This is a genomic window from Anabaena catenula FACHB-362, assembly GCF_014698735.1.
Classification (GTDB): Bacteria; Cyanobacteriota; Cyanobacteriia; order Cyanobacteriales; family Nostocaceae; genus Anabaena; species Anabaena variabilis_A.
The window spans coordinates 104,904-120,473 of the sequence record NZ_JACJTQ010000018.1 but is presented as its reverse complement, the minus strand read 5'-3'; the positions used below and the strand labels follow the sequence as shown (position 1 = coordinate 120,473).

At 39.6% G+C, this 15,570-nt stretch carries 14 protein-coding genes and 1 pseudogene; 7 read left to right on the top strand and 8 right to left on the bottom strand.

Annotated elements, in window-relative coordinates; translation table 11 throughout:
* Nucleotides 1-946 (top strand): annotated as a pseudogene (locus H6G68_RS13640) (serine/threonine protein kinase); the annotation flags it as partial.
* A 136-nt stretch (nucleotides 947-1,082) separates the two neighbouring features.
* Here H6G68_RS13640 and H6G68_RS13635 read toward each other — a convergent pair.
* Complete coding sequence (locus H6G68_RS13635) at nucleotides 1,083-1,295, bottom strand: hypothetical protein (RefSeq protein ID WP_190907130.1); 213 nt, start codon at nucleotides 1,293-1,295, stop codon at nucleotides 1,083-1,085.
* Between the two features lie 151 nt (nucleotides 1,296-1,446).
* Here H6G68_RS13635 and H6G68_RS13630 point away from each other — a divergent pair, with 151 nt between their 5' ends.
* Entirely contained in the window at nucleotides 1,447-2,127 is a 681-nt protein-coding gene (locus H6G68_RS13630; protein WP_190907129.1) for a Uma2 family endonuclease, read from the top strand.
* A 112-nt stretch (nucleotides 2,128-2,239) separates the two neighbouring features.
* On the opposite strand, the gene H6G68_RS13625 is transcribed toward H6G68_RS13630, so the two are convergent.
* The 3 genes from H6G68_RS13625 to H6G68_RS13615 all read right to left on the bottom strand — a co-directional run bounded on the left by H6G68_RS13625 (nucleotide 2,240) and on the right by H6G68_RS13615 (nucleotide 4,900).
* Nucleotides 2,240-3,967: a succinate dehydrogenase/fumarate reductase flavoprotein subunit gene (locus H6G68_RS13625; protein WP_190907128.1), complete on the bottom strand. Its 1,728-nt coding sequence runs from the start codon at nucleotides 3,965-3,967 to the stop codon at nucleotides 2,240-2,242.
* Nucleotides 3,968-4,061: 94 nt separating this feature from the next.
* Entirely contained in the window at nucleotides 4,062-4,379 is a 318-nt protein-coding gene (locus H6G68_RS13620) for a hypothetical protein (RefSeq protein WP_071189346.1), read from the bottom strand.
* A 242-nt stretch (nucleotides 4,380-4,621) separates the two neighbouring features.
* Nucleotides 4,622-4,900 carry a DUF2470 domain-containing protein gene (locus H6G68_RS13615; protein ID WP_190907127.1) on the bottom strand — a complete coding sequence of 93 codons (279 nt, stop codon included), beginning with the start codon at nucleotides 4,898-4,900 and terminating at the stop codon, nucleotides 4,622-4,624.
* Between the two features lie 230 nt (nucleotides 4,901-5,130).
* Here H6G68_RS13615 and H6G68_RS13610 point away from each other — a divergent pair, with 230 nt between their 5' ends.
* Nucleotides 5,131-5,892, top strand: coding sequence for a metallophosphoesterase family protein (locus H6G68_RS13610; RefSeq protein ID WP_190907126.1), 762 nt, complete (start codon nucleotides 5,131-5,133; stop codon nucleotides 5,890-5,892).
* Between the two features lie 64 nt (nucleotides 5,893-5,956).
* On the opposite strand, the gene H6G68_RS13605 is transcribed toward H6G68_RS13610, so the two are convergent.
* Complete coding sequence (locus H6G68_RS13605; protein ID WP_190907125.1) at nucleotides 5,957-6,811, bottom strand: M48 family metallopeptidase; 855 nt, start codon at nucleotides 6,809-6,811, stop codon at nucleotides 5,957-5,959.
* Between the two features lie 334 nt (nucleotides 6,812-7,145).
* Between H6G68_RS13605 and H6G68_RS13600 the strand changes: the two genes are divergently transcribed.
* A complete protein-coding gene (locus tag H6G68_RS13600) occupies nucleotides 7,146-7,679 on the top strand; it encodes a DUF4330 domain-containing protein (RefSeq protein WP_190907124.1) in 534 nt (177 codons plus the stop codon).
* Nucleotides 7,680-7,796: 117 nt separating this feature from the next.
* Here H6G68_RS13600 and H6G68_RS13595 read toward each other — a convergent pair whose 3' ends face one another.
* Complete coding sequence (locus H6G68_RS13595) at nucleotides 7,797-8,693, bottom strand: alpha/beta fold hydrolase (RefSeq protein WP_190907123.1); 897 nt, start codon at nucleotides 8,691-8,693, stop codon at nucleotides 7,797-7,799.
* A gap of 529 nt (nucleotides 8,694-9,222) precedes the next feature.
* Here H6G68_RS13595 and H6G68_RS13590 point away from each other — a divergent pair.
* Nucleotides 9,223-9,969 carry an armadillo-type fold-containing protein gene (locus H6G68_RS13590; protein WP_190907122.1) on the top strand — a complete coding sequence of 249 codons (747 nt, stop codon included), beginning with the start codon at nucleotides 9,223-9,225 and terminating at the stop codon, nucleotides 9,967-9,969.
* A 459-nt stretch (nucleotides 9,970-10,428) separates the two neighbouring features.
* On the opposite strand, the gene ftsE is transcribed toward H6G68_RS13590, so the two are convergent.
* Nucleotides 10,429-11,178: a cell division ATP-binding protein FtsE gene (gene ftsE / locus H6G68_RS13585; RefSeq protein WP_190907121.1), complete on the bottom strand. Its 750-nt coding sequence runs from the start codon at nucleotides 11,176-11,178 to the stop codon at nucleotides 10,429-10,431.
* 198 nt (nucleotides 11,179-11,376) lie between these two features.
* Nucleotides 11,377-12,144, bottom strand: coding sequence for a WecB/TagA/CpsF family glycosyltransferase (locus tag H6G68_RS13580; protein WP_190907120.1), 768 nt, complete (start codon nucleotides 12,142-12,144; stop codon nucleotides 11,377-11,379).
* Between the two features lie 857 nt (nucleotides 12,145-13,001).
* On the opposite strand from H6G68_RS13580, the gene H6G68_RS13575 reads away from it, so the two are divergent.
* Nucleotides 13,002-13,721, top strand: a complete 720-nt coding sequence (locus H6G68_RS13575; protein ID WP_190907119.1) for a response regulator — start codon at nucleotides 13,002-13,004, stop codon at nucleotides 13,719-13,721.
* Between the two features lie 172 nt (nucleotides 13,722-13,893).
* A complete protein-coding gene (locus H6G68_RS13570; RefSeq protein ID WP_190907118.1) occupies nucleotides 13,894-15,567 on the top strand; it encodes a SpoIIE family protein phosphatase in 1,674 nt (557 codons plus the stop codon).
* Nucleotides 15,568-15,570 lie beyond the last annotated feature (3 nt).

Genomic DNA, 15,570 nt, shown 5'->3' with positions numbered 1-15,570 from the left:
TGATTTTAGTGAAACGGTGTTGGAGTTTAAAGCGAATAGGTTAGGGGAAAAAATAACGCAAAGTTTCACAGTTAAAAACCCCATTCCAGATACTTTGCTAGAAGGTAGATGGGAAGTTGCACCCCATCCTCAAGACCCTCCACATACTCCAGATAATCATGCTTGGATTTCGGTGACACCTGCTCAGTTTAGTAGGAATAATATTCGTTGTCAGGTTGAGGTGGATACGAGTAAATTGATGGCGGATAAGCAGTATAAACGTCAATTGATTCTGAATAGTAATGCTTATCCAGCGAGTCATACTTTAACAGTGAAGGTGCAGACGGCGGCTTTACCAATTGAGAAGAGCAAGATAAATTATTGGAGTTTAATGGGGTGGTTTTCAATATCTGCCGTAGTAAGTATGGCTATGAGTGGTTTTTGTATTTATTATACAGTTTCAATTTTTTGGCTTTGGTGGTCAGGTATTGTAGGTTTTTTGTATGCTGCATTGATATATTATTCAGAACTAGAGAAAGGAAAGTCTGTATCTGTGGCTCTAGGTAAGGCTGCGTTGTCGTTTGTAAGTACAGGTGTGATTTCGGTTTTATATATAGTTCCTATAGCTGTCTATGGGGCTTTCTATGGGACTGTCTATGGGGCTGTCATTTGGGCTGTCATTTATGGTGTCTATAAGGTTTTTTTTGGTCGGGATATTAATAAGTCTTTCATTTGGTTTAGAGACTTAGCCGAAAACTCATTTACAGCTGTGTTGATACTACTCGTATTAGGATTTGGAATTAGTGTAGGAACGGGAATAATAATAGGCTTTCTGAATCCATTTATTTTGTTAGCACTGACTGGAACAAGTTTACCTACACTTTCTATGCTGCTTTATCCACCTCTAAAAAGACGTAAGTTAATTGCTAAATATCGTCAGTCTGAGGAATCTTTAATCAAGCCGTGAAAATGTCTGATATGGCTAACGCCTCCCGTAAGGGATACAGGATATCCAGGATTTAAGGATTTTCAGGATGAAGAGATTAAATATTTATTATCTGAATCAGGATATCCAGGATTTAAGGATTCACAGGATGAAGAGATTAAATATTTTTAATAATCACCAAATTTTGTGGATTTGAAAATTCTGTGAATGATGATAAAAATATCTGAATCAGCATAAATAGGATTATAATACTTTCACCATCAAATATTTTATTCAGCAATCCCATACCCTGCAAATCTGCCCATAAAAATCTAAATAAAAAACAAAAATCCTGTAAATCCTTAAATCCTGGGTATCCTGATTCTGACAAAAATATTTAATTATTCAATTCTAAAAATCTAAATAAAAAAATCCTGTAAATCCTTCAATCCTGGATATCCTGTATCCCTTACGGGAGGCGTTAGCCATATCAGACAAAATGCTATAATAAACAAATAACAACTTGATGCCATATCAAATTTATGATCATTGCTCAAGAATTAGAAGCTCAACAAAACATCTCCCAAGATGTAATTTTTCCCCCAGGTGATTTATATAGTAACGAACCTCCCGTGGAAACAGAACTGCATCTAGAGCAAATTATGCTCTTAATCAAATGTATCAAATGGCTGTGGAAAGATAGAAATGATTTTTATGCTGCGGGAAACCTCAGTATTTACTATAGTCCTAACCAAAAAAAATCAGAATTTTTCCGAGGTCCAGATTTCTTTGTAGTTTTAGGAACTGAACGCAAAACTCGTAAAAGTTGGGTGGTTTGGGAAGAAGACGGTAAATATCCGAATTTCATTTTAGAAATTCTTTCACCAATTACAGCAAATACAGATAGAGAATTTAAAAAAGAACTTTATCAAAATACTTTCCGCACACCAGATTATTTTTGGTTCGATCCTTATACATTAGAATTTGCAGGTTTTCATTTAGTAGATGGAGAATATCAACCTCTAGAAGCCGATGAAAAAGGACATTTGTGGAGTCGCCAGCTAGGATTATATTTAGGAATTCATGAGGGTTTATTACGGTATTTTACACCAGAAGAAAAATTAGTTCCTACACCAGAAGAAACAGCAGAAAAAGAAGTGAGAAAAGCAGAACGGTTAGCTGCAAAATTGAGAGAATTAAATATTGACCCAGATACAATTTAAAATGTAGAAATGTATGTTGGGTTAAGCAACAGCGCAACCCAACAAATTACCCGTAAATGAAAATGTCTGATATCGCTTGCGCCACGCTACGCTATCAGACATTTATTCAAAGTTAATACTTCCTCTCCTTTGGCTCAAACATATTAATCATTACCGGACGATATTGAATATCAATTCCCGCTGGTGAATAATAAGCCATTGTGTGTTGCAGGAATTGACTATCATCTCTATTTGGGAAATCCTCCCGGAAATGTGCGCCGCGACTTTCTTGACGATTTAAGGCTGATGCTAAAATTGTCTGTCCTACTACCATTAAACTCTGTAATTCGAAAGCTTCTACTAATTCCGTATTCCAACAACTGCCTTTATCATCTAAATAAATCTGTGGATATTGTTGTTGTAATTTATCAAGTTTCTCCAAACCTTCTCGCATTAATTCTTCTGTTCTGAACACTCCACAATATTGTGTCATTGTGTCTTGAAATTCTTGACGAATTTGGTTAATCCGATATTTTCCAGGTTGTTCTAGTAAAGATTGAATTTGTTGTTTTGCTTCGATAATATAAGGTTGCTCATTTACATTTGGTAATTTGCGGTTCTGCACATATCTGGCTATACTTGCTCCTGTGCGTTTGCCATAAACTACACATTCTAATAGGGAATTACTACCGAGACGATTTGCACCATGAACAGAAACGCAAGAGGTTTCTCCAGCAGCATAGAAGCCATCAACTAAACCATCTCCACTGCTGCGAACTTGTCCATCGGTGTTAACTGGTATACCACCCATGCAATAATGAATTGTGGGACGGACTGGCATCGGTTGAGTGACAGCATCAACGCCTACTAAACGGTGTGCTTCTTCCCAACAGAAGGGAACGCGACTCATGATTTTTTCTTTACCCATGTGGCGCAAATCTAGGTAAACAAAGGGGCCACCTGGGCTACCATCGAGATTGACACCGCGACCGGCACGAATTTCATAAGCGATCGCTCTTGAGGTAATATCACGAGGAGCCAACTCCATTCTACTGGGCGCATAATTCGCCATAAAGCGATCGCCCTCAGCATTAATCAAATACGCCCCTTCCCCGCGCACAGCCTCGGAAATCAGCACTCCTACAGGATATAAACCAGTGGGATGAAACTGCACAAATTCCATATCTTCTAAAGGCAAACCCGCGATCGCAGTCATTGCCAAACCGTCACCGGTCGAAGCATAATCATTAGAAGTGGTGTTATAAACGCGACCATATCCACCCGTCGCAAACATCACCGCCTTAGCCCGCACCACCTCAATTTGCCCATCTAACAGGTGAAACATCACCAAACCTTTTGCCTGACCATCTTCTAAAATCAGGCGCATTACATACCATTCTTCGTAAATTTGCACACCATAACGCCGTAAATTATTCACCAACTCGTGCAGAATTGCATGACCAGTTTTATCAGCAGCGTAACAAGTGCGGTTGTGGGAATGTCCACCAAAAGCCCGTTGAGCAATCCTACCATCAGCAAGACGCGAGAACAAAACCCCCATGTGTTCTAAGTCAATTACCACATTTGGCGCTTCTTGGGTGAGAATAGCCACAGCGTCTTGGTCTGCCAAATAATCAGAACCCTTAACAGTATCAAAAGCGTGTGCTTCCCAACTATCTTCTGGGTCAACATTTTTCAAAGATGCCGCCATACCACCTTGAGCAGCAACGGAGTGAGAACGAATCGGATGGGTTTTGGCAACTACCGCCACATTTAAACTAGGATCAGTCCGGGCGATTTCTAGCGCAGCCCGACATCCTGCCAAACCACCACCAACAATAATGACATCATGCTCTAACATAAATTTAACTCTCATTGCAAAAAAAATACCCTGCCTCTAGACAGGGATGTTATCTTAAGTTCTTAGTTTATTACCATTACCAATTACCCATTTCTCAACTAGTTGCTTGTACAGGTTGTTGCTGAGAAATATTACCGGGTATAGGTTCTGTCTTTGTTCCCGGTTCTATAGCAATTAATTCAATATGATTTAACAATGTCGTCACAAAGGCAAACAGCAAGAAAGGCAGTGTCAGGAAAACTACTAATCCGACTGTAGCTAAAGCATACACTGGTCTTCTCGCACCCATTAGCGCCAAAGCCGATGCCAAACTAATGGTAATTGTGATTAACCAAACAATGATTTGACCGTAGATATCACCAAATGTCAAGGTGCAGACAAACCGATAGTTTTGAATATTATTCTTATTCATCTTATTTGCCTCAATTTTATCCTATAGGTTCTACCTTAGAGCCATGTTTGACTAGCGGTCAATTTCTCAATATTTTGCCAAGGTTTGTAATATCACTTAACAATTTAGTTGTTAATGATCCAAATAATCCAACAAAAACTAGAAAATTATTTGAGGCTGTTTCTACTCAATACTCGGTACTCAATACTCGGTACTCAGCACTCAGCACTCAGCACTCAGCACTCGGTACTCAATACTCGGTACTACTTAACCCGCGCTTGCTTCACCATCGCAATTAGAGTTTGATGAGCATCTTCCGCATCTGTGAGAACATGATCAAACTGGACGCGAACTGGTACTGTTTCCCCATTGACCTCGGCTGTTAAATTCATACCCTCGGCATCTATTGAGAGCATCTGGGCGGTTGTGGCATTTTTTACACTTCCAAAAGCCTGGGCGTAGATAACAACTGCATTGGCATGATCTTCATTCATGTGTTTGCAGATGCGATCGCTAATTTCTGGAGAGAATTGATCAGACATTGTGCGGCTCCCACTGAGATAGATAAATATCGTCTATATTCTAAGCTATACTGGCATGAGATTTACAATAGCCATGTTATATCTGATAGAATTTTACTGAGTCACTAAATATATTTTGTTCAATAGTAGGTTATGTAATTCATCAGGTATTTAGTGACCTATTCAGGGCGAAATCAGACCAATAAGACTGTAGTAAAACTATCCAGTAAATTTATTCAAGGCAAGAGCCGATGAGCGAAAATAGTCCACGAAGAATTATTATTGGGGATGTACATGGTTACTATCAAGGCTTAATGACTCTGTTCAAGGCAATTGCTCCCATATCAACAGATCAAGTGTATTTTTTGGGAGACTTAATAGATCGCGGACCTCAAAGCGCACAGGTAGTAGATTTTGTTAAACAAAATAACTATTCTTGTCTGCTAGGTAATCATGAACAGATGTTACTGAGCGTGCTTGGTAATAAATATAAATCTAATCAAACAATGCACGCATGGCTGTATAGTGGCGGACAAGCAACTATTACTAGTTATCAAGCCGCCCAAATTCCCCAAGAGCATATTGATTGGTTTCAGAGTTTACCAATCTATCTTGACTTGGGCGACGTTTGGTTAACTCATGCAGGTGTAGATCCCAGCAAATCTGTATCAGAACAAACCGCAGATGAGCTTTGCTGGATACGTGATGAATTTCACAGTCTTGAACAGCCGTACTTTCACGATAAATTAATTATCGTTGGTCATACTATCACCTTTAGTCTACCAGGGGTGGCTCCCGGTCAATTAGCACAAGGACAAGGCTGGCTAGATATTGATACTGGTGCTTATCATCCTCGCAGTGGTTGGTTAACCGGACTGGATATTACCAATAAACTAGTTTATCAAGCCAATGTTTTTAACCACTGCGTTCGGACTCTGCCTTTGGAAAAAGCAGTAACTATCATTGAGCCAAAGAAAGTAAAAGTTAGTCACCGTCACAAGCAACGAGCTTGAGATGAAAGTTCAGGTTTAGAGAAATGACAATAAGGGGGGTTTTTGACTAGCGAAAGCAGTATTTCTAGGGTAAAAAGGCTCGGATATTAGCTTTATAAGTCGTACTATCCAAGCCATAATTTCCCTTACTAGGTTGACTATTGATTTGACGTTGAAGAGCCTTCACGCGATCGCTTGCTCCAGGGTGTGTACTCAAAAATGTGGGAACAGAACTCCTTCCCTGTAGCTTTTGCATAAACGAAACCATTGCTAACTGAGAATAACCAGCCCGTGTTAAAACTGCTAGTCCTCTGCTATCAGCATCATATTCATCTTGACGACTGCGTGGACGATTGAGAGCTAAATCAACACCTATACCTACTGCTTGACTGCGACTTAAGCCAGTTGCTGTAGCTACACCACTAGCGATCGCTCTTTGTCGCATCTGCTTGACTAAGTGTTGACCCTCAATGTGACCCATTTCGTGACCAATAACACTCGCTAGTTCTGCTTCATTGTCCGCAGCTTCTAGCAACCCTGTATTAACATAAAGAAAACCACCCACAGTGGCAAAAGCATTCACAGCTTTATCCTCAACCACTTGGAAAGTATAAGGGATATTTGGGCGAGCGCTATTAGCTGCTAAACGTCTACCAATCTGCTCTACGTAACTATTAAGCTGTTGATTGCGGGAAATTCTAACTTCTTGGCGCAATTGATCATTCATCTGCTTACCAAGCTCAACTTCCTGACGAGCAGACATATTAGACAACTGAAATACTTGTACACCTTGCAATAACAGCGGTAACAAATCGAAAGCTTTGCTTGGTAGAGGTGTACTCAAGCACAGACTTAGAGCAACACTTAGCGAAATCAACGGATACAACCAGCGTCGCTGCCATAATCGGTAATTTCTCAAAAATCCATTCCAGTTAATCATAATCTTCAGAAAATAGCATTGTGTGAGAACTTAAAATAGGGGACGTATTTATAGCTACTGAAGTTGCATTCTCAACTTAATACCCTTAATCTCAACAACTATATCAACTCCCAGATTACCACGCGGAAAACCCTCAAAGTCTGAGCTATGATTAAAAATCAGAAATTCTCAATTGCAACTTAGTTGGCTTTCGGCTGCCATTGCTGGGAACTGTCCCAGACATGATAGACTGTCCCATGACCGCAACACCAAGCCGCTTTAACTTATTACCAAATAGATAAAATTGCTACTTTCCTCCCAAACCTTGCTCTTACAATCACTGACAAAACTTGTTATGCCTATTTTAGATTCCAAAGGTCGCTTATTCGGCAAAATCAACTTACTCGATTTAGGTGCTGCACTGGTAATTTTGCTAGTTATATTTGGCATCTTTATATTTCCTGGAACTTACGGTTCTGTGGCTCAACTAGGTACAAAAACACTACCTATGGAAGTAGACTTAGTAGTTCGTGGTTTAAATGTCCGTGACCCTGAGCAGTTATTTAAACAAGGATTTAGCAAAGGTGGTAAAACAAATGTAATTATTCGCAATCAACCCTATGGTCAAATCGGAATTAAATCCATTCAAGAACTACCCAGAACAATTACTGTTCCCCAACCAGATGGTTCTGTTAAAGAATTACCAGACCCCAGATCCAATAATTTTAGTAGAGATTTTATTTTGACCTTAGAAGGAAAAGCTGAAGTTACGGACAGCGGTCCAGTTTTAGGTAAAAATAAAGTAAAAATCGGAATGCCTTTTGAATTAGAAGGTTTTAACTATAATTTCAACGCTTCCGTAATTGATATCCGGTTAAAGGATAAATAACATTTTGGTAAGGGGTAATTGGAAGAAGGTGACAGGTGACAGGTTACAGGTGACAGGTGACAGCAAGACAGAATAAATATAAATACTCTCCCTCATCCCCAATCCTCATCTCCCCAATCACCCATTTAGCAAATTTAAAAATTTACGAATTAATCCAATTGTCACTGCTGGTAATTCTAATTGAGGTGTTAATCCCACATCTTCTAAAGTTTGGAAAAAGCGAATAAATTGAGGATTGATTTCCGCAAAGCGACGACCAATTTCTGGCCCAGTAAATTGTGATTTCTGTCCCCAAATAATCGCAGTGGGAGTTGTCAACTGTTGAATGTGAAGGGATAAATCAAAGCATAAATCTCCCCGGACAAAGGACAAAGCAGCGTACTCGGCATTTTGTACTTGTGCAGATTGTAAATAAGCTTCCACAATTTCTTGATAAACTCGATTAGCTTGAGCAAATTGCCGCTGCTCTAAAAAGGTGCGAATACCTGCATCCGTCGCAATTCCCGTACTATACAGCAAGCGGTCAACTATGGGAACACTGACCAACTGGGCAAAAAAGCTGCGGGAGTAGTCTTGACCAAAGTCCGAAAGTCCAGAGGGAGTGACCAAAATCAACGACTTAAATAGATCAGGATGAGCGATGGCAACTCGAATTATAAACGCTGCCGTCAAAGAAGATGCGATCGCTGTGACTGGACTTGTACAAGTCTGTTCAATAAACTCTCGAATCGTCGTCAAATAATCCTCAATTTTGTAACTGCGTTGCGGATGATCAGATCTACCCCAACCGATTAAATCTGGTGCAATCACCCGATATTCAGCCGCGAAAGCCGGATATACCTTCGACCACTCATAAGCAGAAGACCCACCACCAAAGCCATGTAGAAATACCAAAGTTTCCCTGTCAGTTTTTTCACTTTCATCCTGCCAAGGTACGCCACTAGCAGTATAGTATACCATCCTACCTAGTGAGGTATTTATAGAGCGTTGCTCAAATCCCAGTTGTTGCAACATAAATCTTCTTTGTTTTTTTGTAACTAATGAGCATTTGTATCACCAAGGTAGATCGAGAGTTCTTACTTATTCAGTACCAACTCCCCATAGTTCCCCCATACTTGTTTATTATCAGCGAACAGAGAACACCATAACTTCCGACTATTGTTAGATTAAGTAGATTAAGTAAATGTAAAATCATTAAATGACTTATCAAGATTTACTGCTGTTTTATTATGGTTTTTTCTATGATTCAAAAAAATTATACTGGAACCAGTATATAATAAGGTCTTTTGATATTAGTGAATATTACAGCTAAATAAAGACTAACATAAGTTTTTATGTTAATGTACCAGAAAAATCACGGTCAATTTTGAGCTTTTTAAAGCTAGTCGCAAAGCTGACCTAAAACCCCAACATCCACCATATTAGGATTCCTATTTTATTGTTGAAATACACTTAGTAAAACATGAGTTAAATAGAGTACCCATTCTCAATCAACGAAAAGCTCGTATCAATAAGCAATCTTGTAATCAAGTAGGTAAAATCTGTGACTCAGGCTTCGTCTTCTTGGCGGCAATTAATTAACCGACTTCCAGAAATCAAGACAGGAAGCCCAAAACAGCACACGTTAAAACGTTTCTCTGAACCTGGAGGCATTCTTGGGTTTCTGACAATCTTCGTTGCCATGCTGTTTTGGAACTGGAAGTTGCTGTTAGCACTTGCAGTTGGCATTGGAGTAATGATCTTGGCTTACTCAATACCAAAATGGAACTGGCAACTAAGTTGGTTAAAAATATATAGGTTTTTAAACAGTACCAACATTCGATTAGCTTTATCAGTGTTTAGCGGTGGTATTGCTACACTCATTACTTACATGACTGCTGCAATCTGGGTTGATTCCCCAAGTCATTGGATTGCTATTGGTACTATTGTCCAAGGTTTGGGGACGCTGTTAACTTTAATCTTGTTAGTCTGGCAAATCTTCAGCCTTCAAAGAAATCGAGAGGAGGATGATCTTGATCAATTATTGAACAACTTAACAGAAACAGATCCCTTAAAACGCTTAATAACCGTGCGTCAACTCACTAAATTCATCACTCGTAAGCAAGTAGATACTTTAGTAAAGCAAGAAGTTATCGAATGCTTGCAACTCCTATTAAGTCAAGAAAAGGAAACAGTGATTCGTGAGGCAGCTTTGAATAGTTTACAAAACTTGGAAGGGCTACAGGTTCTATTATCTAGCAGTGCCAAACCTTTTGTACCTATATCTGCAAAAGTTATCTGCAAAAGTTAAACAATAAAAAAGTACCTCAGCAAAATTAATTATATAGCTGTAGCCAGGATAATTAGGACATTATTAATCCTTGAAACTTAGATATAATAAGGCTTTTCCTCCTGCCTCCTGCCCTCTGCCTCCTGCCTCCTGCTATACATTAGACATAGGAGTGAAAATTAAATGTGCGTTTCCTAGAACCCTTGTAGAGACATTCCATCGGTAGGGATTCTCGGCTCTACATTCTTTTCCACCAGATGTCTATTTTTTGACAAAATAGACATCCCTGTAATCTTCTTCTGTTCCCTGTTAAGAGTTCCCTGTTCCCTTCCCGAAATGTGCAATTTATTTTACACCACGACTGCTTAATTCATAATATTTCCTTTCCTGCGGAACGCTACAGCAACGTAATTCGTAATTGGGAAGAGGTGAGAGGAACAGATAATTCTTGATTTTTCCACACCTCTCCTCAATCCCCAATCAATACTTTCGATACAGTCGTCCATTTTTGACCTGCACAACTGGTTGATTACACCGCCTTACTAGTTGCTCATCATGGGTTGTAACAATTACTGTTGCCCCAAAGGTATTTAACTTTTGCAGAATCTGCATTACTTGCCAGGAGTTATCAGGATCAAGATTCCCTGTTGGTTCATCTGCCAGTATCAATGGAGGAGTAGCAATAATTGCTCGCGCAATACTTACCCGTTGCTGTTCTCCCCCAGAAAGTTGATCTGGAAAGCGGTCAGCTTTAGATAATAAACCTACTAATTTTAAAGTTGGTTCCAAACGTCGTTGAATTTCTTTACGAGTATAGCCTTGAGCTTGCAGTACAAAATTTACATTCTCCGCTACTGTGCGCTGGGGAATCAATTTATAATCTTGAAAGACAATGCCTATGCGACGGCGCAAACATGACAAGCGATCACCCCGCAAGTTTGCTACATTCAAATCATCAACAATGACCTCTCCCTGTGTAGGTAACTCCTGTCCATACAATAATTTTAAAAAAGTCGATTTCCCAGAACCACTAGGGCCTGTAATAAACAGGAATTCTCCTTGTTTGATTTGTAGGCTCACATCCAACAGGGCATGATAGCCTGTGCTGTAAGTCTTAGTTACAGAGCGTAATTCTACTATTGTCTGGGCTTGACTAGCCTGCTGTTGACTATCGTTTACCTCGTTATGAACAGATGTGTCCGTCTTTTCTGGAGTTTTTAATATTGGCATCGCTTATAAGTTATTAGTTATCAGTTACAGCGGATTTCATCTGAGTGAGGTACATCTGTAGCGGGCAAGATGCCCACACTACAAGAGTTTTATAATTCATATCTGTACATCAGTTACCTGCAATCTGCTGTATAAGTTATCCCTTGTGTACTAATCACCTCTTCCCTAATTACCAATATCTAAATATCTAATCTCTAATCAACACTCAACACCATTAACGCTCCTTCTTCCCGTCAAACGATAAATACAGGCTTTTAGGGCAAACTCCGGTAACGCCAGCATTCGTCGCCAACGCCAAGGCTCTTGATACAAACGATACAGCCATTCTAAATTGTTATTCGCTAACCAACGGGGAGCGCGAGTTTTTGTCCCTGACCAAATATCGAAACTACCACCAACTCCTATCCAAATTGCTTGAGGACACCAATGCCGATTTTTGGCAATCCATAACTCTTGACGCGGTACTCCTAAACCGACAAATATAACTTGTGGCTGCAACTCAGTCAGGGTTTTTTGTAATATTTCTTCTTCTTCTGAGCAATGATAGCCTGAGTAAGTACCTGCTATATTCAGTTGTGGAACTTCCCTCTGCAATAAATTTGCTGCTGTGGCGGCTACTCCGGGCGCTCCTCCATAGAAAAATACCTTAGGTGCGGTTTGGTTTTGACCAAGTTCTTGTAACAGTTTTTCTGCTAGTTCAATTCCAGGACAGCGTTGTACTTCTTGCCTTAACAGCCACTGCAAATACAGAACAACCCCTGCACCATCTGGAATTACTAAGTCAGCATTTTGAATTACCTCTGTTAGAGATGGATTTCGTTCTGCCTGTATAGTCATTTCTGCATTGAGGGTGACTACATGAGTTCCTTTGCCTTGTTGTAGGCATTCTAGTAACCAGTCTGTATAATTTGTCATTACATGAACTGGTAAACCTAATACTGACGATACCTTGAGTGATTTATACATAGTCTATTCTTAATTAGACTTACACCAAATTATATTGAAGCTTAGTTTATCAAATTTTTTCCCAGGCAGATTGTACATATCAGCTTACTTTTGGTTTTATCCCCGTTGAAGCTCAAGAATTTTGTATTACTTTCTCGGAATTAAAAATTAAAAGTTAAAAAGGCAGATTACACAAGCTTTTAGGTATTTTAAATAGATTAGTACTTACGTAGTAAACATCTCTAGTAAAGAATGTAGAGCCAATAATACCTACCCAGGGAAAGTTTCTATAAGGATTCTAGATCAAGCATATTTAATCTTTACCAGATGTATATTGATAGAAAACACAAAATATGTGTGACAGACAAACTACATTTGTCGTAGGGGTTGAGCATTGCTCATTGGTATCAACTCAACCTGAAAGTATTGTAATGATGTTATATCAAACTTACTCGATTACCAATCAATCCCGTTCACAATATCTCCGATGTTGTGTGTCATATGGGGTAGTGCAAGTTAGTGTTGTTAAAGTAATTAATTGCCAGTTTGAATATGATTGAATCCAATAAAAGTTGATGTATTACCAAAGCGGGAAAAGTCCTTGGTACTCTTGGCGTTATGGGACTCTTTTAGCCTATTTTTGTTCTTTAATCACTTTTTTACCCAAATTCTAGCGCATTTATTTATACCATTTCTCCTAATATTCGCATTTTTTAGCTTTTATGACGTAAGTCTTAAAGTATTCATAATGGTGAAAATTCCCGCAACACTACGGACATAGAAGTTAAGCAAACTAGTTAAACTGACTGTAAGTTAAGAGTCTCATGCTTTTTAAGCGTGAGCAGTGTAAAACTGAGTGTAACTGTTGTAAGTTGACTATGAGTAAAATTCGGATCGCGCTAATTGAAGATCATGATCTCACTCGTGTGGGCATTCGGACAGCACTACTACAAAAGGACGAAATTGAAGTTGTAGGAGAAGCGACCAATGCCGCTGAAGGGCTAAAAATGTTAAAAAGATTACACCCCGATATTGCGATTGTCGATATCGGTTTACCAGATAAGGATGGTATTGAGCTAACAAGAGAGGTAAAAGCTATTATTGAAGATGAAGATTTAGATACAAAAGTGTTAATTTTGACACTACGGGATAATAAAGAGGCAGTGTTGGCAGCTTTTGCGGCAGGAGCAGACTCTTACTGCATGAAGGATATCAAATTTGATAATTTACTAGAAGCTGTGCGAGTCACTTATAATGGCAATGCATGGATCGATCCGGCGATCGCTCGCATAGTCTTGCAACAAGCCCAACAAAACCTACCTAACCCAGCATCTAAATCCTCAGACCCTAAATATTTGGTAGATTCTTCAGAATCCACCGAACATCAACAGTCTATTGAATCTAACTCCCTCACAGACAGGGAATTAGAAGTGTTGCAATTAATAGTAGAAGGTTGTAGCAACGCAGTCATCGCCGAAAGACTTTACATCACTATTGGCACCGTAAAAACTCACGTTCGCAATATTCTCAACAAGCTATGTGCTGACGATCGCACCCAGGCAGCGGTACACGCTTTACGTTCTGGGTTAGTGGAATAATAGATCACTGTAATTTTCCGAATTTAGGCAGATGATAGATTGGAAATAGCCTTTTGACTTGTTTAATTTTTGATAAATGTAAAGGAATGTTTTTTGATGGTTAGTTGATGATTATAGTGATCTAAACTTGGTATTATCTTGCCATGAAACGAACTGAAAATTATAGTCAAATATGACTGAACCAGAGGTAGAAAAGCTCAAGCTCATGGTGGTAGATGACGAGCCAGACAACTTAGACCTACTCTACCGCACGTTTTGGCGAGACTTCAAAGTATATAGAGCAGATAATGCCCATGATGCCTTGGCAATCTTAGACCAAGTAGGGGAAATGGCGGTGATTATCTCTGACCAAAGAATGCCAGAGATGAATGGCACAGAATTGTTCAGTCGCACAGTGGAACGCTTTCCCGATACAATTCGGATTTTGCTAACTGGTTTTACTGATGTCGAAGATTTAGTAGATGCAATTAACTCTGGTCAGGTATTCAAGTACATCACTAAACCTTGGAAGCCCGAACAGCTAAAGGCATTAGTTGAGCAAGCCCGCGATACATATCGTCTAGTAAAAAAGCGGACAAAAGAACTGCGTCATGCCCTACGACGCGAATCTTTATTTAACGCTGTCACAACAGCAATTAGGGAATCTTTAGACTATGACAGTATTTTACAGAATATTGTTGTCACTATTGGACAAACATTTACCGCTACCAGTTGTCTACTGAGACTAGTAGAGGATAATCGCCTGACACAAAACCAGTTTTCCTATCAAGATCCTAAATCCCCAGCCGTCAGTCTACCCAGCGACCCCATTAATTTAATTGAAGCAGTCCTGCAAACCCAGCATTATCAATTAACTCAAGACAAACATAATGGACACCCCTGTCAATATTTAGTTGTACCATTTACCTACCAGCAGCACTTACTAGCGATTCTGTCTCTTTATCATTGGGGAAATGAGCATCCTTGGCAAGAAGAAGACATTCAACTAATTACAGGTGTGGCAGAACAAGCCGCCTTAGCTCTCTCCCAAGCCAAACTCTACCAAAGTCTGCAAGAAAAACAACAGCAAATCCGGGTTGAATTACAAGTAGCACGTCAAATCCAAAACAACCTGCTTCGCCAAACTTTACCTCATCTTGAAGGTGTCAAGGTACAAGCTTGCTGCCACCCCGCACGGGAAGTGGGAGGAGATTTTTTTGAAGTGTTTGTTCATCCTAAAGGTGACTTGTGGATAGCCGTAGGTGATGTTTCCGGTAAAGGTGTTCCAGCGGCTCTATTCATGGCCAGCGCTATTTCCTTGTTGCGTCGGGAATTATCGCAAGAATCACCAGCCGAGCCGAATGTTGTCATGCAAAATCTCAACTACGCTCTCGCTGATGACTTAATCAGTAACAATTACTTTATTACTCTTGTTATTGCATCTTATACCCCTGCCACTCAGGAGCTTGTCTATGCTAATGCTGGTCACATATATCCTCTGCTGTGGTCACGTCCAGCAAATTTAGTCACTCAACCTGAGTACCTTAAAGTCCGCAGCGTACCTTTGGGGATTTTACCGAACTGGCAGGCACAGTCGGGAAGATTGACACTTACATCAGGGGACACATTACTACTAGCTAGTGACGGCATTACGGAAGTGAGAGTATTAGATAAAATAAACGACTATGTAAAAGCCGATAATAGCTCTGGAACAATAAAAGGTTCTATGTTAAATCAAGAAGGTTTGTGGCTACTCATACAAAACCAACCTGAACCTCTGTCTCTTGAACATTTACTAACTCATATTCAAGCAGATAATCATGTTCAAGAAGATGACCAAACTATACTTTCTCTGGAGGTTTTGTAAGTA